At 70.2% G+C, this 19828-nt stretch carries 16 protein-coding genes; 12 read left to right on the forward strand and 4 right to left on the reverse strand.

All coding sequences use genetic code 11. The features are described from left to right. The first annotated feature begins 145 nt into the window (after positions 1-145). The 3 genes from ngcE (FB453_RS27225) (at position 146) to FB453_RS27235 (ending at position 3433) form a co-directional block, all read left to right on the forward strand. Positions 146-1561 (forward strand): N-acetylglucosamine/diacetylchitobiose ABC transporter substrate-binding protein, encoded by a 1416-nt coding sequence (ngcE, locus tag FB453_RS27225; protein ID WP_145794834.1) that lies wholly within the window; start codon positions 146-148, stop codon positions 1559-1561. A 61-nt stretch (positions 1562-1622) separates the two neighbouring features. Then, a complete protein-coding gene (locus tag FB453_RS27230; protein ID WP_145794836.1) occupies positions 1623-2531 on the forward strand; it encodes a carbohydrate ABC transporter permease in 909 nt (302 codons plus the stop codon). Then, positions 2528-3433, forward strand: a complete 906-nt coding sequence (locus tag FB453_RS27235) for a carbohydrate ABC transporter permease (RefSeq protein ID WP_145794838.1) — start codon at positions 2528-2530, stop codon at positions 3431-3433. The genes FB453_RS27230 and FB453_RS27235 overlap by 4 nt, the downstream gene beginning before the upstream one ends. A 1009-nt stretch (positions 3434-4442) precedes the next feature. On the opposite strand, the gene FB453_RS27240 is transcribed toward FB453_RS27235, so the two are convergent. Continuing rightward, a complete protein-coding gene (locus FB453_RS27240; protein ID WP_145794840.1) occupies positions 4443-5429 on the reverse strand; it encodes a BadF/BadG/BcrA/BcrD ATPase family protein in 987 nt (328 codons plus the stop codon). A 206-nt stretch (positions 5430-5635) separates the two neighbouring features. Here FB453_RS27240 and FB453_RS27245 point away from each other — a divergent pair, with 206 nt between their 5' ends. From FB453_RS27245 to FB453_RS27265, 5 genes are read left to right on the forward strand one after another with little or no spacing between them, the layout of a single operon-like run. Further along, a complete protein-coding gene (locus FB453_RS27245; protein ID WP_145794842.1) occupies positions 5636-6589 on the forward strand; it encodes a MurR/RpiR family transcriptional regulator in 954 nt (317 codons plus the stop codon). Further along, positions 6586-7335, forward strand: a complete 750-nt coding sequence (locus FB453_RS27250) for a sugar isomerase domain-containing protein (RefSeq protein WP_091403970.1) — start codon at positions 6586-6588, stop codon at positions 7333-7335. Before FB453_RS27245 ends, FB453_RS27250 begins: the two co-directional genes overlap by 4 nt. A gap of 26 nt (positions 7336-7361) precedes the next feature. Beyond that, complete coding sequence (gene ngcE, locus FB453_RS27255; protein ID WP_112736643.1) at positions 7362-8798, forward strand: N-acetylglucosamine/diacetylchitobiose ABC transporter substrate-binding protein; 1437 nt, start codon at positions 7362-7364, stop codon at positions 8796-8798. Between the two features lie 18 nt (positions 8799-8816). After that, a complete protein-coding gene (locus FB453_RS27260; protein ID WP_091403976.1) occupies positions 8817-9725 on the forward strand; it encodes a carbohydrate ABC transporter permease in 909 nt (302 codons plus the stop codon). Continuing rightward, entirely contained in the window at positions 9725-10654 is a 930-nt protein-coding gene (locus FB453_RS27265) for a carbohydrate ABC transporter permease (protein WP_112582990.1), read from the forward strand. Before FB453_RS27260 ends, FB453_RS27265 begins: the two co-directional genes overlap by 1 nt. Before the next feature lie 6 nt (positions 10655-10660). Here the strand turns inward: FB453_RS27265 and FB453_RS27270 are convergent, their stop codons facing one another. Both FB453_RS27270 and FB453_RS27275 read right to left on the reverse strand, forming a co-directional pair. Next, the gene (locus FB453_RS27270; RefSeq protein ID WP_486480494.1) at positions 10661-12352 is read right to left on the reverse strand and encodes an ABC transporter ATP-binding protein; all 1692 of its coding nucleotides are present in this window, start codon (positions 12350-12352) and stop codon (positions 10661-10663) included. A 50-nt stretch (positions 12353-12402) separates the two neighbouring features. Then, the gene (locus tag FB453_RS27275; protein WP_486480495.1) at positions 12403-14109 is read right to left on the reverse strand and encodes an ABC transporter ATP-binding protein; all 1707 of its coding nucleotides are present in this window, start codon (positions 14107-14109) and stop codon (positions 12403-12405) included. 120 nt (positions 14110-14229) lie between these two features. Here FB453_RS27275 and FB453_RS27280 point away from each other — a divergent pair, with 120 nt between their 5' ends. From FB453_RS27280 to FB453_RS27290, 3 genes are all read left to right on the forward strand, one after another. Further along, positions 14230-15939: a bifunctional 3'-5' exonuclease/DNA polymerase gene (locus FB453_RS27280; RefSeq protein ID WP_145794848.1), complete on the forward strand. Its 1710-nt coding sequence runs from the start codon at positions 14230-14232 to the stop codon at positions 15937-15939. Positions 15940-16031: 92 nt separating this feature from the next. Continuing rightward, on the forward strand, positions 16032-16523 hold the full coding sequence (locus FB453_RS27285; RefSeq protein ID WP_145794850.1) for a hypothetical protein: 492 nt from the start codon (positions 16032-16034) through the stop codon (positions 16521-16523). 191 nt (positions 16524-16714) lie between these two features. Then, positions 16715-17308 carry a nucleotidyltransferase family protein gene (locus FB453_RS27290; protein ID WP_112583306.1) on the forward strand — a complete coding sequence of 198 codons (594 nt, stop codon included), beginning with the start codon at positions 16715-16717 and terminating at the stop codon, positions 17306-17308. A gap of 204 nt (positions 17309-17512) precedes the next feature. On the opposite strand, the gene FB453_RS27295 is transcribed toward FB453_RS27290, so the two are convergent. Then, positions 17513-18568, reverse strand: coding sequence for a LacI family DNA-binding transcriptional regulator (locus tag FB453_RS27295; protein ID WP_145794852.1), 1056 nt, complete (start codon positions 18566-18568; stop codon positions 17513-17515). 31 nt (positions 18569-18599) lie between these two features. Here FB453_RS27295 and FB453_RS27300 point away from each other — a divergent pair, with 31 nt between their 5' ends. Further along, the gene (locus FB453_RS27300) at positions 18600-19769 is read left to right on the forward strand and encodes an MFS transporter (RefSeq protein ID WP_170158812.1); all 1170 of its coding nucleotides are present in this window, start codon (positions 18600-18602) and stop codon (positions 19767-19769) included. Positions 19770-19828: the final 59 nt, after the last annotated feature.

The following is a 19828-nucleotide window of genomic DNA, read 5'->3' on the forward strand; positions in this document are numbered from 1 at the left end:
GGGGTTGAAGTCCAGGCGTCGCTGCCGTAGAAATTCTTCAGCGACGTAATGGCTAATGAAGACAAGCAACACATCCCCTGCGCCTCGTGCGACGGACGCCACCCCCATCACCCGGCGTTCGCCCGACCCGACCCGAGGAGACACCATGAACAGGCGTGACATCCTGCGGCGCAGCGCCGCCGCCAGCCTGCTGGCCACCCCCGCCGCCGGCCTGCTGGCCGGCTGCGCCACCGGCGGCGGCGACGACAACGACGACAACGCCGCCTACAAGGGCACCAAGAGCGAGCAGAACCCGCTCGGCGTCAAGGAAGACGCCCCGCTCGAGGTGGTCATCTTCGGCGGCGGGTTCGGCGAGGAGTACGCCAAGGCCCACGAGGCCATGTACACCGAGAAGTACCCGAAGGCGAAGATCAAGCACTCCGCCACCCAGGAGATCAGCAAGACCCTCCAGCCTCGCTTCGTCGACGGCACCCCGCCGGACGTCGTCAACAACTCCGGGACCGGCCAGATCGACTTCAACGGCCTGGTGAGCCAGAACGCCCTCGCGGACCTCGGTGAGCTGCTCGACGCCCCGAGCCTCGACGTCCCCGGCAAGACGGTCAGGGACACTTTGCTGCCCGGCGCGGTCGAGATCGGCTCTTACGACGGCACGTTCCTGGTGATGAACTACACCTACACCGCGTACGGCATCTGGTACTCCAACAAGCTGTTCACCGAACGCACCTGGGAGTACGCCAAGACCTGGGACGAGCACATCGCGCTCTGCAAGCAGATCAAGGCCGCCGGCATCGCCCCCTGGACGTACGCCGGCATCCACCCGCGCTACATGAGCTGGCCGCTGATCTCCACCGCGATCAAGCTCGGCGGCCCGTCGGTGGCCACTGCGCTCGACAACCTGGAGCCGAACGCCTGGAAGTCCGACTCGATGAAGGCCGCGGCCGAAGCCTGGTACCAGATCGTCAAGGACAAGTACATCCTGGAAGGTTCGCCCGGCCTCGACCACAAGCAGGCGCAGACCGCCTGGTGCCAGGGCAAGGCCGCGTTCATCTCCTGCGGCTCCTGGCTGGAGAGCGAGCAGAAGGCCGTCACCCCGGCCGGATTCAACATGACCATCGCGCCGACCCCCAGCCTGGGCAGCGGTGACAAGCTGCCGTTCGAGGCGATCCGGGGTACCGCCGGCGAGCCGTTCATGATCCCGGCCAAGGCCCGCAACGTCGCCGGCGGCCTGGAGTACTTCCGGACCATGCTCTCCAAGAAGGGCGCGCAGGACTTCACCCGGAAGGTTGCCAGCCTCACCGTGGTGGCCGGGGCCAGCGATGGCATCGAACTACCGCACGGGCTGAACACAGTGGTCAAGGCACTGGAGGCGTCCGGCGCCAACGGCTTCAACTGGGTCTACAACAACTACTACCGGAAGCTGGAGAAGCCCCTCGTCGACGCCGCGTGCGGCGAGTTCTTCAGCGGTCGGATCGGTCCTGCGGACTTCCTCGACCAGTGCCAGAAGGGCGCGGACTCGATCGCCCAGGACAGCTCGATCAAAAAGTACAGGCGAGCGGTCTGACAGCCCGGCCGGTGGGGGTGGACCCGCCCTCACCGGCCGTACCCCGGGAGAGGTCCTCATCGTGAAACATGGCAAGTGGCCGCTGATCGTCACTTTCCTGGTGCCGCCGGTGCTGCTGTACGTCGTCTTCGTCGTGTCGCCATACCTGCAGGCTTTCCAGATCTCCACCACCGACTGGCTCGGCTACTCGGCCGACGCCAATCCGATCGGGCTGGCGAACTTCAAGTCCCTGTGGCGCGACGACTATGTCTGGAACGCGCTGCAGAACAACGCTGTCCTGCTGGCCGTGGTGCCGGTGCTGACCATCGCGCTAGGGCTCTTCTTCGCCACCATGCTCGCCATGGGCGGGCGCAAGGGCCGCGCCGGGGTGACCGGGGTACGCGGCGGCGCGCTCTACCGCACCGTGTACTTCTTCCCGCAGGTGCTTTCAGTGGTGATCATCGCGCTGCTGTGGAAGGAGGTCTACCACCCGAATCAGGGGCTACTCACCGCCGCGCTGCATGCCCTCGGCCTGCCCGCGCCGACCTGGCTCGGCGACCCGGCGACCGCCTTCTGGTGTGTGCTGGCGGTGATGGTGTGGAGCAACGTCGGCTTCTACGTGGTGCTGTTCGGCGCGGCGATGTCGGCCGTGCCAAAGGAGATCTACGAGGCGGTGCTGCTCGACGGCGCGTCCCGGTTCACCACGTTACGACGGGTCACCCTGCCGCTGCTCTGGGACACCGTCCAGGTGGCCTGGGTCTACCTGGCCATCTTCGCCCTGGACGGGTTCGTCCTCGTGCAGCTGATGACCAACGGTGGGCCGAACTTCTCCACCGACGTGATCGGCGTGCGGATGTACGACACCGCCTTCGGCAGCGAGACCAAGTTCGGCTACGCCTCCGCCATCGGCGTGGTGATGTTCTTCCTGACCCTATCGGTGGCGGTGCTGTCGCTGCGGGTCGGCCGGCGCGATCGGATCGAGTACTCGTGACCACACTGGACAAGCCCGTTCCCGCCGCCGCCGCGCCGACGCCGGCCCCCGGCGGGGACCGTTCCCTCCGCCGGGAACTTGGCGTGGCCAATGTCTTCTCGCACGGCTTCCTGCTGCTCTGGGCCCTGCTCACCGTGCTGCCGCTGCTGTGGATGTTCATCAGCTCGTTCAAGACCAACGGCGAGATCCTGGCCGATCCGTGGGGGCTGCCTGGGGCGCTGCACTGGGACAACTGGGCGCGGGCCTGGACCGGCGCGCACATCGGCCGGTACTTCCTCAACAGCCTGGTGGTGGTGGCCGGCTCGGTCAGCCTCACCATGCTGATGGGCGCCACCGCCGCGTACGTCTTCGCCCGGTACGAGTTCCTCGGCCGCCAGTTTGTCTACTACCTGTTCGTGGGCGGGCTGATGTTCCCTGTGTTCCTCGCCCTGGTGCCGCTCTTCTTCGTGGTCCGTAACGCCGGCCTCTTCGGCACCTGGCTCGGGCTGATCCTCGTGTACGCGGCCTACTCGCTGCCGTTCACTGTGTTCTTCCTGACCGCGTTCTTCCGGACCCTGCCGACGTCGGTGGCGGAGGCCGCGATGGTCGACGGCTGCGGTCACTTCCGCCTGTTCTTCCGGGTGATGCTGCCGATGGCGCGCCCGGGGCTGATCAGCGTGGCGATCTTCAACTTCCTCAGCCACTGGAACCAGTTCCTGTTACCGCAGGTGTTGATGCAGGGCGACGAGTCCAAGTGGGTGCTCGCCCAGGGGCTCTTCGCCCTGTCAGTCAGCCAGGGCTACGCAGGCGACTACGCCCGGCTCTTCGCCGGGCTGAGCATCGCGGTGCTACCGGTGCTCGCGGTCTACGTGGGCTTCCAGCGCCAGGTGCAGGCGGGACTCACCGCGGGCCAGCTCAAGTAACGCTCGGGGAATGCTGCGGTCTCTTTCTCGGTGACCGATACAGGAATGGGCGACGAGTTACTGTTTCAGAGAATGTCGAGGAGCTATCCCTGTACCGTTTTCCGGGGTTCCGATCGTCGATCATGCATGTTAGGCTCAATCCACTGTCGGATCGGCACCACGGGAGGCATGAGTTGAACCGCAGAATCTCGATGGCTGGCATTACCGTAGGACTCACACTGGCTACCGCTCTAGTGTTCGCGAGTCCATCTCAGGCGGCGGAGTCCGCAGCATCCCGCTCCGCTGAACGGGTTCAGGTAGCTGCCGCCGGTACCTGCTCGACCTGGCTTTACAGTACCTACAGTGAGGCGCACTGCTTGAACTCGAAGCGGTTCCGAGCTCGGGTCGAGTGCGACGCCGGAACTGGCCGCAATTACTATTCGAACGGCGCCTGGAAGACGTCGGGCATCTCGACGGCGCATTGTGCTTCTGGTGACTGGGCAGTGCGTGCTCTCGTCGAAGTTGAGTAAAGTAAGCCCCTGGAAACTAGCCGCCTGAAGGCAGTTGTCTCCTATTGACTCCCGTCGGCGCTGCGTTGGGCGCTCTCTTGGATCTGTCACCAACAGCTCGCACTTTTGGGCGCGTTCGTGCGGGGTCAAAATTCCACGTTAATGCTCACATCGGCCTGGTCGTCGAGTGGCCCGCCGGCCGCAGCGCCTGTCGCTGCGGCCGGAGCCGGGTGGCAGGTCGTCGACTGAGGCAGCCCGGAGGGGGCGCCGAGCGCGATGTGTGCACGGCAAGGTCGAAGCTGAGTGGTCGGACAGGCGTCCAGGTCGATCATCTGCTACACCCGCCGGTCGAGCTGTAGCAGGTATGGACCGTTTCAGATCTCATTCGCGCTACACGACGCGCCGGTCCTGCCAGGCTGTGATCGCGCTCAATCCTGGAAGCAATCTCCTCGTCGCGGCGAGGGCACCACTCCTGGATCGAGCGCGATCATCAGCGTGCGGGGACGGTTCGGCGCGGGCGGTCAGGGGGTGGGGAAGAGGCGGGCGTGGAGGGCTGTCGGGTCGGTGACCTCGGGCAGGCCGCGGGCGGCGAGCCAGGCTGCGGCGGCGGCACCGTCGCCGGCGGTACGCAGTGGCGCGTCCGGCCAGTGTCGCGTGATCTCGGCCCGGACGGCGGCGGCGAGCGGGGTGTCCGCGGTGAGCAGGCCGCCGCCGAGCACGATCGGTGTCACCGCCCAGGCGGGGCGGATGCGGCTCACGCTCTCGGTGAGGTGCCCGGCGGCTTCGGTGATCAGCGCGGTGGCGACCGGGTCGCCGTGGGTGGCGGCGTCGACGACCAGCGGCGCGAGCCGGGCCAGCTCGATCGGGGGTCGACGGGTCACCGTCTGGATGGTGGTGTCGACGGTGTCCCGGGGTCGGGCGGCGATGTCGGCGCTGCCCAGTATTTCGGTGAGCACGGTCGTGGTCAGTGCACCAAGCGCACGGCCGGCGTCGAGGTCGGCTAGCAGCCGGCGCACGGCTTCCCGACCGAGCCAGAAGCCCGAGCCGGCGTCGCCGAGGAGCCAGCCGTGGCCGTCGGCGATCCGGTCGAGCCGCAGCTCGTGGACCTGGGCGGTGATCGCCCCGGTGCCGGCGATGAGGATGGTTCCGTCCGGGGCGGCGGTGCCGGAGGCGTACGCGACCAGGGCGTCGCCGTGCACCTCGTACGGGCAGCGCAGGCCGGCGTCGTGCCAGGCCTGGTCGAAGGCGGCCCGCCCGGCCGGGTCGGCGAGCAGCCGGCCGGCTCCGGCGAGCCCGATGGTGCCGGCGGCCGCCCGCGTCGGGTCGACGTCGGCGAGCGCCTCGCGGAGCGCGGTCAGCAGTTCGGCGGCGGCGCGCTCGGCGCCGTGACTGGTGGGGTTGCCACCGCCGGCGCGGCCGGTGCCGACGCGTTGCCCGGTGAGGGTGAGGACGGTCGCCCGGGTGGACGTACCGCCGATATCGAGACCCACCACGACGCTGTCGGACATCGGCACGAGTCTCCTTGCGCGGAACGGCGATCTGGCTTGTTCATGCTGGTCGGCGGGGTCGTGCGGGGCAAGTTGTGGCAGGCGTGGAGGCCTGTGCGCCAGGTAACAGTTTGAAAACTTCGCCCACAGTCTTGACACAGAGGGTCGGTTAGTAAGAACTTTTACCACTAACAGTTAACAGTCTTTTCGGAAAGCTGAGGCGTCTCATGGTTGATCACGAGGTGGACACCGCCGCGGGGACCGCGGTGGTCGACGCCAACGTGATCGAGCGACGGAGTTCCGCCTCCGACGGGGTGCTGGCCCGCGTCCGCAACGGGCTCGGCGAGTTGACCGGAGCCCTGCGCCGGGTTGCCGAGCACGTGCTCAGTGACCCCGAGGCCGCCGCCCGCGCGACAATCGTCGAGCTGGCCGAGCGCAGTGGCACCTCGCCAGCGACCATCACCCGCTTCTGCCGGGCGATGGGCTTCGAGGGGTACGCCGACCTGCGACTGGGCATCGCCTCCGAGACCGGCCGGGCCCGCTCGGCCGGGTGGACCGTCGACATCGGACGGGAGATCCAGCCGAGCGACCCGCTCGCCCGGGTGCTCGACCAGATCATGGCCGCGGACACCCGGGCCATGCACGACACCGCCACCCTGCTCGACCTCACCGAGGTGGAGCGGGCCGCGGTGGCGATCGCCGGCGCCAGCAGGGTGAACATCTTCGGTGCCAGCGGCAGCGCCCTGGTCGGTGAGGAGATGCAGTTCAGCCTGCACCGCATCGGTGTGGCGGCGTGGGCGTGGAACGACGTGCACGAGGGGCTGGCCAGCGCCGCGTTGCTGCGATCGGGAGACGTGGCGCTCGGCATCTCGCACACCGGGCAGACCCGGGAGACGATCGAGATGCTCGCCGAGGCGGGCAGCCGGGGCGCCACCACGCTCGCGCTCACCGGCTTCCCCCGCTCCCCGTTGGCCGAGCTGGCCGACATCGTGCTGCTCACGGCCAGCCAGGCCACCACCTTCCGGCCGGACGCGCTCTCCGCCCGGCACCCCCAACTGGTGGTGCTCGACCTGCTCTACATCGCCGTCGCCCAACGCACGCACGACCGCGCGCACGCGGCCTTCCGGCGGACAGCGCAGGCCGTCGACGGGCACAAGGCAGCGAAAGGGGTCCCGTCATGATCAGCGCCCAGGGGTATGCGGACGCCGTCCGCCCGGTGCTCGACCGGCTGCTCGACTCGGAGGCCGACGGGATCACCCGGGCCGCCGACCTGATCGCCGACAGCCTGCGCGACGGCGGCGTGCTCCAGGCGTTCGGCGCCGGGCACTCGGAGGCGTTCGCCGCCGAGTTGGTCGCCCGGGCCGGCGGGTTGGTCCCCACCAACCGGCTCTCGGTACGGGACCTGGTGATGCACGGTGACGCCCCGCGTGACGTGCTCGCCGACCCCAAGCTGGAACGTGATCCCTCTATCGCCCACCAGATCTACGCGCTCGCGGCACCCCAGCCGCGCGACGTGTTCGTGGTGGCGTCCCAATCCGGCATCAACGGCTCGGTGGTCGAGCTGGCGGCGCTGGTCACCGAGCGCGGTCACCCGTTGATCGCGGTCACCTCGGTCGAGCACACCGCGCGGGTCGCCCCACGGCACCCGTCCGGGCACCGGCTCGCCGACCTCGCCGACGTCGTGCTGGACAATGGCGCGCCGTACGGCGATGCACTGCTGCCGCTCGAGGGCGGCGGCGCGGTCTGTGCGGTCTCCTCGGTCACCACGGCGCTGCTGGCGCAGTTGCTGACCGCGGAGGTCGTACGACGGTTCCACCAGGCCGGGGAGGTACCCCCTATCTACCTCTCCGCCAACGTCCCCGGCGGGGACGAGCACAACCTCGCCCTCGAGTCGCGGTACGCCGGACGTCTCCGGCGTACCGCATGACCCGAATTCCACAAGGAGACACGACGATGTCGATTACCCCCGAACACCCGGCCGCACTCGACCGTCGCACGGTGCTGCGTCGCGCCGCCGCCGTGGGCATGCTCGCCACTCCGGCCATCGGCCTGCTCGGCGCCTGCGCCACCAGCGGCAGCGACGGTGACAACGAGCAGGTCGCCGGCGGCACCAAGAGCGAGAAGAACCCGCTGGGCGTCAAGGAGGACGCCGCGATCGAGGTGGTCATCTTCAACGGTGGCTACGGCGAGAAGTACGCCACCGACGTGCACGAGCCGCTGTACAAGACGGCGTTCCCCAAGGCCGAGGTCAAGCACCAGGCCACCCAGGCTGTCTCCACCGTGCTCCAGCCGCGGTTCGCCTCCGGTAACCCGCCGGAGTTCGTGAACAACTCGGGCGAGAAGCTGATGGACTTCGGCGCGCTCGTCGCGGACGGTCAGCTCCAGGACCTCACCGAGCTGTGGGACGCGCCATCGGTCGACGACCCGGCCAAGAAGGTCCGCGACACGGTGGTCCCCGGCACCATCGAGGCGGGTTCGTTCAACGGCAAGCCGTACGTCCTGTACTACGTCTCGACGGTCTTCGGTATCTGGTACTCCGCGAAGCTGTTCAAGGACAACGGCTGGGCGCCGGCGAAGACCTGGGAAGAGTTCATCACTCTGCTCACGAACATCAAGGCCAAGGGCATCACCCCGTACGGCTACGCCGGTGCGAACGCCGCCTACTACCAGTGGAACGTGATCCTCACCCAGGCCGCCAAGATCGGCGGCACGGACGTACTGAAGAACATCGACAACCTGGAGGACGGCGCCTGGAAGCAGGACGCCGTGAAGCAGGCGGCCGCCGCGTGGGCCGAGGTCGGGGCGAAGTTCAGCGACAAGAGCTTCGAGGGCCTCAAGCACACCGACGTGCAGCTGCGGCAGAACCAGTACAAGGTGGCCCTGTACCCCAGCGGTGACTGGCTGGAGGGCGAGCAGAAGAAGGACACCCCGGCCGGCTTCGACTACCAGCTCATGCCGGTGCCGAGCCTGACAGCCTCGGACAAGCTGCCGGCCACCGCGCTGCGCGCCACCGCCGGTGAGGGCTACTTCGTCTCGGCGAAGAGCAAGAACCCCAAGGGCGGGCTGGAGTACATGCGTCAGATGCTGTCGAAGGCAGGCGCGAAGGGCTTCACCGAGGTGGTCAAGGCCCCGACCGTGGTCACCGCCGGTTCGGAGGGCTTCGCCTTCCCGCCCGGTGTGGCCAGCTCGCAGGCGGCGCTCAAGGCGGCCGGTCAGGACGTGTTCAACCTGTACTTCGACGGTTGGTACAAGGAGCTCGACACGGAGGCGCGTACCGCCACCAACGAGCTGATGTTCGGCCGGATCAACGCGGACGCCTTCGTGGAGCGGATCCAGAAGCGCGCCGACGCCATCAAGAAGGACAGCTCCGTCACCAAGTTCAAGCGCTGATCGATCGGAGCTAGGGTCATGCGGCACGGCAAGTATCCATTCGTGATCGGGTTCCTGTTCGCCCCGGTCGCGCTGTACGTGACATTCGTGATCTGGCCATACGCGCAGGCGTTCCAGATCTCGATGACCAACTGGCGGGGGCTGTCGGCCCCGCAGTGGGTGGGCTTCGACAACTACCGGAGGTTGCTCGACGACGGGGCCTTCTGGAAGGCGGTCCAGCACCACGGCGTACTGCTGCTTGCCCTGCCGCTGATCACCATTGCCATCGCCCTGTTCTTCGCCTTCCTACTCAACGTGGGCGGCAAGAGCAGCGGTGGTCAACGCCAGGGGGTCTGGGGGGCGAAGTTCTACCGGGTGGTGTTCTTCTTCCCCCAGGTCCTGGCGGTGGCCATCATCGCGGTGTTGTTCCAGATGGTGTACCGGCCGAACGAGTCCGGCCTGATCAACGGCGTGTTGATGAAGTTCGGCATCGAGCCGATCCTCTTCCTCGTCAAGCCGAACCTGGCCCTCTGGTCGATCATCGCGGTGCTGGTCTGGCAGGCGGTCGGCTTCTACGTGGTGCTCTTCTCGGCCGGGATGGCCTCCATCCCCGGTGAGATCTACGAGGCCGCCGAGATGGACGGGGCGACGAAGGTGACCCTGTTCTTCCGGGTCACCCTGCCGCTGCTGTGGGACACCCTCCAGGTGGCCTGGGTGTACCTCGGGATCGCGGCGTTCGACGCGTTCGCCATCGTGGCGGTGCTCTCGGTGGACGGTGGCGGCCCGGACGGCGCCACCACGGTGCTCGCCATGGAGATCTACCGCAACGCGTTCGTCTACTCGAAGTACGGCTACGCCTCGGCGATGGGCGTGGCGCTGTTCTTCCTCACCCTCACGTTCGCGGCGCTGACGCTGCGGCTCACCAAGCGGGAAAGCGTGGAGTACTGATGAATCCGCAGTCGACGCTGCCGCCGACGCCGGCGGCGCTGCCGCCGAAGAGCGGTGACCCGTCCGCCCCCGCCGGGTCGGGGCACAAGGGCCCCCGCTCGGAGGTAAAGCTCTTCGCCGGCCTGGGGCACGTCGCGCTCGCCGTGTGGGCGGTGATCGTGATCGTGCCGATCCTCTGGACCTTCCTCGCCGCGTTCAAGAACACCAGCGAGATCTTCAGCAGCCCGTGGACGCTGCCGGCCGAGCTGCGCTGGGAGAACTTCGGGCGGGCCTGGACCAAGGCGCACGTCGGGCGGTACTTCCTCAACAGCGTGATCGTGGTGTCGTGCAGCACGTTCCTCACCATGCTGCTCGGCTCGATGGCCGCGTACGTGCTGGCCCGCTACAAGTTCTGGGGCAACCGTGCGGTCTACTTCCTCTTCGTCTCGGGGCTGGCCTTCCCGGTCTTCCTGGCACTGGTGCCGCTCTTCTTCGTGGTGAAGAACCTTGGTCTGCTGGACACCCACACCGGCGTGGTGCTGGTCTACAGCGCGTACTCCTTGCCGTTCACGGTGTTCTTCCTGGCCGCGTTCTTCAAGACGTTGCCGTCGTCGGTGGCCGAGGCGGGGATGATCGACGGCTGCGGGCACACTCGACTGTTCTTCCAGGTCATGATGCCGATGGCGAAGCCGGGCCTGATCAGCGTGACGATCTTCAACATCATCGGCCAGTGGGCGCAGTACCAGCTCCCGTTGGTGCTGCTGTCCAACGCCAAGGACAAATGGGTGCTCACCCAGGGCATCGCCGACATCTCCGTCAACGCCGGCTACGAGGCGGACTGGTCCGGGCTGTTCGCCGCGCTGACCATCGCCATCCTCCCGATGATCATCGTGTACGCGGTGTTCCAGCGTCAGATCCAGGCCGGCCTCACCTCCGGTGCGGTGAAGTAGGGCGTCTCACCGCTCGTCGGCACGGGTGTGCCAGGAGCGCCACAGGGCTGCGTACGCCCCGCCGGCCGCGACCAGCTCGTCGTGGCTGCCGATCTCGGTGATCCGTCCGTCGGCGAGCACGGCGACCCGGTCGGCGTCGTGCGCGGTGTTGAGCCGGTGCGCGATCGCGATGACGGTCCGCCCGACCAGCACGGCGGCCAGCGCGCGTTCGGTCCGGCGGGCGGTGGACGGGTCGAGCGCGGCGGTCGCCTCGTCCAGGATCAGCGTGTGCGGGTCGGCGAGCACCAACCGGGCCAGCGCGAGCTGTTGGGCCTCGGCCGCACCGAGTTGACGGGCCCCGTCGCCGAGCTGGGTGTCCAGGTCGTCGGGCAGCTCGGCAAACCACTCGGCGCCCACGGTGAGCAGCGCGGCGCGCATCTGTTCGTCGGAGGCGTCGGGCGCGGCGAAGGAGAGGTTGTCGCGTACCGAGCCGATGAAGACGTGGTGCTCCTGGGTGACCAGGGCGATCCGGCGGCGTCGCTCGGCCGGGTTGAGGTCGGTGACCGGGCAGCCGCCGATGCTGACGACGCCGTGCCGTGGCGCGTCGATCCCGGCCAGCAGCCGGGCCAGGGTGGACTTGCCGGCGCCGGACGGGCCGACGACGGCCAGCCGCTCACCGGGCTGCACCTCCAGGTCGATGCCGTGCAGCACGTCCGGCCCGTCGGAGTAGGAGAAACGGGCGCCACGGACGACGAGTCGCTCGCCCCGTGACGAGGCGGTCGTGCCGGGTGGTTCGGGCGGGACCATGCCGACGCCGAGCAGCCGCGCGTACGACGCGAAGCCGCGTTGCGCCTGCTCGGTCCACTGCAACAGTCGGTCCATCGGGTCGATCGCCTGTTGCAGGTAGAGCGCGGCGGCGACCACCGCACCGAGCGACACCATGTCCCGGGAGAACAGGTAGCCCCCGACGAGCAGGACCATGGCGACAGGAAGCGGGTAGCTGGCCTCGACGACCGAGAAGAACACGGTACGCAGTGCGAGGGTCGCCCGACGGGCCCGCCACACCATCGTGATGCGGGTGGTGCCGTGCTTGATCCGGTCGTCGGCCAGCCGCAGCGCCTCCACAGTGCGCGCGCCCTCGGCGGTGGTGGTCAGCGTCTCGGTCAGCTCGGCCGCCGCCGCGCCCTCGGTGAGGTACGCGGAGCTGGCTCGGCGCAGGTACCAGCGGGTCACCGCGACGATCGACGGGAGCCCGGCGAGCGCGGCCAACCCGAGCAGCGGGTGCAGCAGGAAGACCGCCCCGAACAGCAACGTCAACTGCACCGTGGCGATGACGATGGTGGGCACCACGTCCCGGACGGTGGTGCCGACCGTCGACACGTCGACCGAGCTGCGGGTGGCCAGGTCCCCGGAGCCGGCACGCTCGACGACCGAGACGGGCAGCCCGAGGGTCCGGGAGACGAACTCCTCGCGTAGCTCGGCGACGGCCCGTTCGCCGAAGCGGTGGCCGGCGTACTGGGCGTAGCGGGAGAGCAGGGCGCTGACCAGGACGCAGCCGGCGATGGCCAGTGCCAACCGGTCCACAGTGGCCACGCCTGCGCCCGCGGTGACCCGGTCGACGATGGTGCCCAGCAGCCACGGAGGGGCGAGCCCGACGACCGCGGCGGCGCTGTGCAGCGCCAGCACGACCCCGACGGCGCGCCGGTGCCGGCTGATCATGTCCCGCAGGGCCCGGCGTACGGTGCGGCGGTCGGCGACCGGCAGCCGGCTCACCGGTACGCCTCCTCGCTGCCGCGGGCCACCAGGTGTCGGTAGGCCGGGTCGTTGTCGAGCAGGTCGGCGTGGCTGCCGGTGGCGGTGATCCGGCCGGCGCTCAGAAGCGCGACCAGGTCGGCCCGGCCAAGCAGCAGCGGCGACGTGGCGATCACCACTGTGGTCCGCCCGGCCCGCGCGGCCCGCAGCCGCTCGGCGATCCGCGCCTCGGTGTGCGCGTCCACCGCCGACGTCGGGTCGACGAGGATCAGCACCTCCGGTTCGCTGCTCAGCGCCCGGGCCAGGCGGAGCCGTTGGCGTTGACCGCCGGAGAGCGTCCGGGCTCGGGCGTCGATCGGGGTGTCCAGCCCGGCGGGCAGGGCGTCGACGACGTCCTGCGCCGAGGCGGTCCGCAGGGCCGCCCCGATCCGTTCGTCATCGTCGTCGGCCCCGGCGCGCAGGATGTCGCGCAGCGTGCCGGCGAAGAGGTACGAGTCGTGGTCGGCGACGAGGATCCGCGCGCGGACCTTGTCCAGGGCGACCTCGCGCAGCGGCACGCCGCCCCAGGTGACGTCGCTGGCGACGTAGCGGCCGAGCCGATCGGCCAACGCCACGGCCGCCGCCGGGTCGTCCGCCGCCACCCCGGTCAGTTGGCCGGCGCGCACGGTCAGGCCGGTCACCGGGTCGTGCAGGTCGGCCGGGCCGGCCGGCGCGGTCAGGTTGCCCGGCCGGCGTGCCTCGGGCACGTCGCCCGGCCACCGGCGGCCCGGGCCACCGACGTCGTCCGGTGTCACGTTGAGCAGGTCGGCGATCCGTCGGGCGGCGACCCGACCGCGGATGAGCTGGTAACTGCCCTCCAGCAGAAACCAGACGGGCACGATCAGGGTTGCCACGTAGCCGTAGACGGCGACCAACTCGCCGATCGTGACGTCACCGGTCACCGCCATCCGGGCGGTCAGCCACACCACCGCCGCCAGGAACAACCCGGGGATGGCGACCGTCGCCGCGTCGATCCAGCTGTTGACCGCGCCGACCCGGTAGCCCTCGGCGCGTAGCTCCTGGGACCGGGCCGCGTACCGCCGGGAGAACAGGTCCCGGCCGCCCACCCCGGCGAGCACCCGCAGCCCGGCCACGATGTCACCGGATCGGGCGGTGAGCGCGCCCTGTTGCCGTCGGTAGACCGATTCGACCTGCTCCAGGCGGCGCAGCAGCGGCCCCACGATCAGGCCGACGACCGGCACCCCCACCAGCACGCAGAGCGCGAGCATCGGGGAGATCGACCAGAGCACCACGGCGATCACCCCGTACGCGACGACCGCGCCGACGCCCGGCCCGGTCAGCGTCAGCACCTGCGCCGTCCAGTCGATGTCGGAGCCGCCGATGGTGGACACCTCGCCCGCCCCGACCCGGCGGGGCAGCACCGCGCCGATGCGGGACAGGTGGCGCAGCAGAACCTCCGCCGAGCGGGCTTTGGCGTCCTCCCGGATGAAGGTCATCGTGCGGTGCCGCATGATGCCCAGGTAGGACAGGGCCACGCCCGCGACGACGATCGCCGCGACCCAGAGCGCCAGGGCCCGGGTGTCGCGTTCGCGCAGCCCGTCGTCGACGGCGCGGGCGATCAGGTAGGGCCGGGCCGAGAGCCCGATCATCCAGGCCGTGCCGATCAGGCTGCCGCGCAGCACCCGCCAGGGTTGGCAGCGGACCAGCCACCACAGGTAGCGCATCGGACCGCGAGCGTCGGGAGTGCCAGGATCGGGATGCGGGATCTGCGGAGGCACCCGGCCACGCTACCGACCGGCCCCGACACCCCACCGACCCGATCATGGTGAGGTGCGCCTCCGTTTCTGTCGGACGGGAGAGGCAGAATCACGTTCGTGCTGGTGGCGGTGGTGTCCGACGAGCGGGGTGGGGGAGTGCTGTGCGCGCTGGACGCCACCGGCCGGCCGACCGGCCCGCCCGAGGTCGTCACCGATCTGGTCGCTGCGGTCGCCGCCCGCGAGGCAGCCGAGCACCCGCGCTGGGTCTGGTCGACCGCCACGGCGGTCTACCCGCCGCTGCTGCGCGCCGGCGTCCGGGTCGATCGGTGTCACGACGTGGAGTTGACCGAGGCGTTGCTGCTCGGGCACGCCGGCCGCTGGGGCGAGCCCCGCTCGCTGGCCGCCGCCTGGGCCCGGCTGACTGGCGCGGCGGTCCCGCCCGACCCGCCGCCGCGCGCCGCCGCACCGCCCGGGCACGGGCAGGGCGCGCTCTTCGACACAGTGCCCGGTCCGCCGGGCCCGGGCATCGAGGCACTGACCCAGGTGTACGCCGACCAGCTCACCCGTGTCGCCGCGACCGAGCACCCCGGTCGGTTCCGGTTGCTGGTGGCCGCCGAGTCGGCCGGCGCGCTGATCGCGGCGGAGATGGGCGCCGCCGGGCTGCCCTGGCGCGCCGACGTGCACAACGAGATCCTGCACGAGCTGCTCGGCGAGGCGTCCCCGGTCGGTGGTCCGCCACGCCGACTCGCCGAGTTGGCCGCCCGGATCGCCGACGCGCTCGGCGTACGCGGCCTGCACACCGATTCCCCGGCGGAGCTGCTGAAGGCGTTCGCCCGGGTCGGGGTGGAGCTGCCCAACACCCGGGCCTGGGTGCTGCGCGGGGTGGACCATCCGGCGGTGCCGCTGGTGCTGGAATACAAGGAGCTCTACCGGATCTGGACGGCGCACGGCTGGGCCTGGCTCGATCAGTGGGTGCGGGGCGGCCGGTTCCAAGCGGAGTACGTGCCGGCTGGTGTCGTCTCCGGCCGGTGGGCCACCCGGGGTGGTGGCGCGTTGCAGATCCCCAAGGTGATCCGGCGGGCGGTGGTGGCCGATCCGGGCTGGCGGTTGGTGGTCGCCGACGCCGGCCAGTTGGAGCCTCGGGTGCTGGCCGCGGTCTCCGGCGACGCGCGGTTGGCGACGGCGGGGGCTGCCGGCGACCTCTACGCGGCCCTGGCCCGGGACTCGTTCGGCGGTGACCGGGCCAAGGCCAAGGTGGCCCTGCTCGGCGCGATGTACGGGCAGACCGGCGGGGCCGCGGTGCCCGCGTTGGCGGTGCTGAAGCGCAGCTACCCGACGGCGTTCGGGTACGTCGAGGCGGCGGCGCGTACCGGTGAGAACGGCGGGCTGGTGCGGTCGTGGCTGGGGCGGACGTGTCCGCCCGGCTCGGCCGGGTTCGGTGATCTCGACGACGAGCCCTCCGATCCGGAGGCGGCGGGTGACCCGCACAGTCCGCGGGCGCGTGCCGCCCGGTCCCGGGGGCGCTTCACCCGCAACTTCGTCATCCAGGCCACGGCGGCGGAGTGGGCCTCCACCTTGCTGGCCACGCTGCGGACGGAGTTGTCCGGCACCGACGCCGAGCTGGTCTTCTTCCAGCACGACGAGGTGGTCGTGCACGCGCCGGCCGATCAGGCGGAGGCGGTCGCCGAGGCTGTCAACCGTTGCGGCGAGCGCGCGTCCGCGCTGCTCTTCGGTGCGACGCCGGTCCGGTTCCCACTGGACCTGTCCATCGTCGACTGTTACGCCGACGCGGCCTGACCTGCGGGCCGTACTCGGGCAGGGGCACACCTCGGGGCGGCGCCCCGGTTAGTCTTCTCCGGGTCGTCGGCGTCGGGATGGGAGGCTGCGCCATGGTCGTCGGAGTCGTCCGTCATCTGGTGGGGATGGCCGCCGCCTGCCTGGTCCTGGTCTGCGAGTCGGTCGTGGGCTACCTCGGTCTGCTGGCGTACGCGCTGGCCACCGGCTCCGGGGTGGGTGGTCCGCTGGCCGGGCCGATATTCGTGTTGATCGCCGCGGTGCTCGGCGTGGTCCTGATTCCGCTGCTCTTCCTGCCGGCTGTGGCGGTCGCGGAGGCCGTCGGTCGGCATCGGGGGACCGGCCCGGTGGTGGCGCTGTCCGGGCTCGTCGCGGTCGTCCTGGCCGCCGGGTACGCCGTGGCCGGGGCGATTGCCAGCGGGGTGTCCGCCGGCTACGTGCCTCTGGTCGCCGGAGTCGCCGTGCTGCTCATCGTTGCTCCGGTGGTCCTGTATGCGCTGACCGCGCGCGGGCTCGGCTGGGTGGCGCGATGGTTGCCTCGGCGTTGGGGCGGCACCGCGGTCGCGTTGTCCGCAGAGGCGGGTTGATCGCCGCACTCTTCTCGGTGATCTTCCGGTGCTCGTGCCGGGAGATGCCGGGCGTGTAACGGTTGTGCTATTTCTCCTTTTCGCCCCGCCACCCCCGGCTGGCCGTCCTCGTTGCAGTGTCCGTAGGAGGGGACGGATCGGTCACGGTCCGTCCCGTGCTGGAGGGGGCGCAGCTGAACCGGATCGCAGGAATGATCATCGCCGCAGGCGGGGGACGACGGATCGGTGGTCCCGAGGCGCTGCTGCACCAGGGTGACAAGCCCCTGGTGAATCAGATGATCGACACGATGACCGAGGCGGGCTGCGAGCAGATCGTGGTCGTTCTGGGCGCTGCCGCCGAGCAGGTCCAGGAAGCCGCCGACCTGGGCAAGGCGACCGTTGTGATCAACAAGGCGTGGGGCACCGGAGTCGGCTCGTCCATCCGGGCCGGCCTGGCCGCCATGGACGACGAGGGGATCGAGGCGGTGGTGGTGGTCCCGGTCGACATGCCGGGCCTGACCGCCACGGCGGTCAGCCGGGTGACCGCGCTGCCGTACCCGGATGTGCTGGTCTGCGCCACCTACGACGGGTTGCGCGGCTACCCGATGCTGTTCGGCCGCCGGCACTGGCCCGGCATCGCCACGCTGGCCAGCGCCGACGTGGGTGCCCGGCCGTACCTGTTGGCGCACAAGGACCAGATCGTCGACATAGCCTGCGACTCGGTGGCCGACGGCAGCCGGATCGACACCCCGGAGCTGATGGAGCTCTACGGGCTCACGGTCCCGCCGCAGCGCGTCGGCGTCTAGACGAGTAAGTCCTGGCCTGGCGGGGGCTGTGGGCGCCGCCCGGCGGTCGGCGGTGACCGTCGGTCGCCTCCGTCGGGGCGGACGCGGTAGTGAGCGGTATACCTCAGAGGTATGAATATGACTCTGAGGTATACCGCTCACCAGCACATCGACATGCCGGGCCAGAGCCGGCACCACCGGATTCCAGGAGGCGCGCTGCCGGTGTCAGCGGCGGGTGGTGGCGCGAGCGACGATGTGCCACTGATGCTGCGGCGAAGCATGAGTGGGGTGCCCGAGCGCTAGGCGTGCACAGTGGGCCCCCTGGTCGCGCAGGGACTGGGCCAGGGTGGTCAGTCCGGCGTCCGCAGCCGCGTCCGAATCGTCCCAGCCGGTCAGGGTCAGGTCGTCAGGTAGGCGCAGGCCGGCTCGTGCGGCGGCGCGCAGGGCCCCGAGGGCCAGCTCGTCACTCATCGCGGCGATGGCGTCCGGTGGCTCGGCGCCCTGTAGCAGCTCACTAGCGAAGGTCTCCCCTTCGGTGCTGTGGTTGACCGGGCAGCTGGCCAGCCTCAATTGCGTGGCGAGGTGTCCGGCCTGCGTCCAGGCGTCGAGGAAGCCCTCCCATCGGTGGCGGGTGACCGGGTACTTCATGTCGATCACGTCGCCGCCGGTGAGTAGGTGGCGGGAGCGCCTCCGGTCCAGCGGGAAGCCGAGCACGAGCGGGCGGCGGGCTTCGGCGAACGCGGTCTGGCCGATCGCGGCTGCGGCGGCTCGGTCATCGATGCCGATCACCGGCATTCCCCGCCCGTGCGGGCCGGCGTGCACCACCGCGGGCAGGCCGGTGTCGGCGACGGCGTCCAGGACCGGATCATCGTCGCTGGTGGTCCAGACGACGAAGCCGTCCACGGCTGCCTGCGCGACGCGCTCGGCGTCGGTGGGTGCGCCATTGATCGGGACCAGGGTGAGTCCGACGCCTTCGGCGGCGCACACGTCGGAGACCCCCGCGAGGAAGCGCGCCGCCTGCGGATCTTCGAAGGCGTAGCTCAACCGCTCGCCGAGCACGACGCCGAGCGTGCCGACCCGCCCACGGCGCAACCCGCGGGCGCCCGGGTGCGGCCCGGGGTAGCCCAGCTTCTGCGCCGCCGCGCGCACTTTCGCCGCGGCCTCGGCGGAAACCCTTCCAGGCTGGGAGTAGGTGTAGGAAACCGTCATCGGCGAGACGCCGGCAGCGCTCGCCACCTGCCGCAGCGTCGGCCGCTTGGGGTTGTCCGCAGGACGGTTCATGGCACACACTCTATCTGTGTATCGATACACAATGCGGCAGCAGACCGAGACCGAGACGTTCGTACGGGATTCGCCGACAGTGCTTTCGTACGCCGCTCTGGGTTGCTGGACGTTCTGGCTGTACGCCTTCGGGCCGGCGCTGACCCTCCTGCGCGAAGAGTGGGGATTCTCCTACGCCCTGCTCGGCGTCTATGAACTGTTCCTGGCGGCGGGCGCGGCCCTCGCCGCAGTTGGGTTCGTGTGGGCGGCTCGCCGTCTGGCGAGGGGTGTGCTGTTGTGGTGCTCGGCCCTCGCCACTGTCATCGGCGCGGGTCTGTTCACCCTCGGCGATGGCGTACCGGCCACCCTGCTCGGAGCCGTGGTGCTCGGTCTGGCCGGGACCACGATGCTCACAGTGGTTCAGGCGGTTCTGTCCGACCGACACGGTGATCGGCGGGACCGGGCGTTGACCGAGGCCAACGTCGGCGCTGGCGCCTCCGCGGTGTTCGCTCCGCTGATCCTCGGCGTGCTGGCGGCCAGCGCGGTGGGCTGGCGCGCCACGTTCGCGTTGCCCGCCGCCGTCCTCCTGGTGCTGTACCTGCGCTACCGCCGCCAACCGCTACCGGCGGTGCCGCAGCCCGCCACCGCGACGGGAGCCGGGGGCTTACCGCTGGCCTGCTGGCTGTTCGCCGTGCTGACCGCGGTCAGTTCGGCGATCGAGTTCTGTCTGGTGTACTTCGGCCCTCAGATGCTCATCCACGCCGGCATGTCCGCCGCCGCCGCCAGCACCGCGCTGAGCAGCAATTACCTCGGCATCCTGATCGGGCGGCTGCTCGGCGCGCGGCTCACCCGCCGCCCCGGCCGCGGCGTCGCGCTGTTGTACGCCTCATTGGCGGTCACCGGCCCCAGTTTCGTCCTGTTCTGGCTGACCGACCAACCGGTTCTCGCCGTCCTCGGGCTGTTCCTGTGCGGGGTGGGCATCGCGAACCTCTATCCGCTCTCGCTCGCGCTCACCCTCGGCGCGGCCGGCGGACACGAGGACCGGGCCAACGCCCGCTCGCAACTGATCCTCGGCGTGGTCGCCGGCGTCGCCCCGTTCCTGCTCGGCAGCCTGGCGGACCGGTACGGGCTGGTCACCGCCTTCGCCCTGGAGCCGGTCCTGATCGGCGTCTGTTTTCTGATGCTGTGGGGTGGGCTTCGTGCCCGCGGCGCCAACGCCTGAGCCGGAGCCCGACCCCGGTGGCAGGCCGGGCGGCGAGGTTGCGGTCGGGGCGCCGAAAC

The organism is Micromonospora sp. CNZ322 (assembly GCF_007827755.1).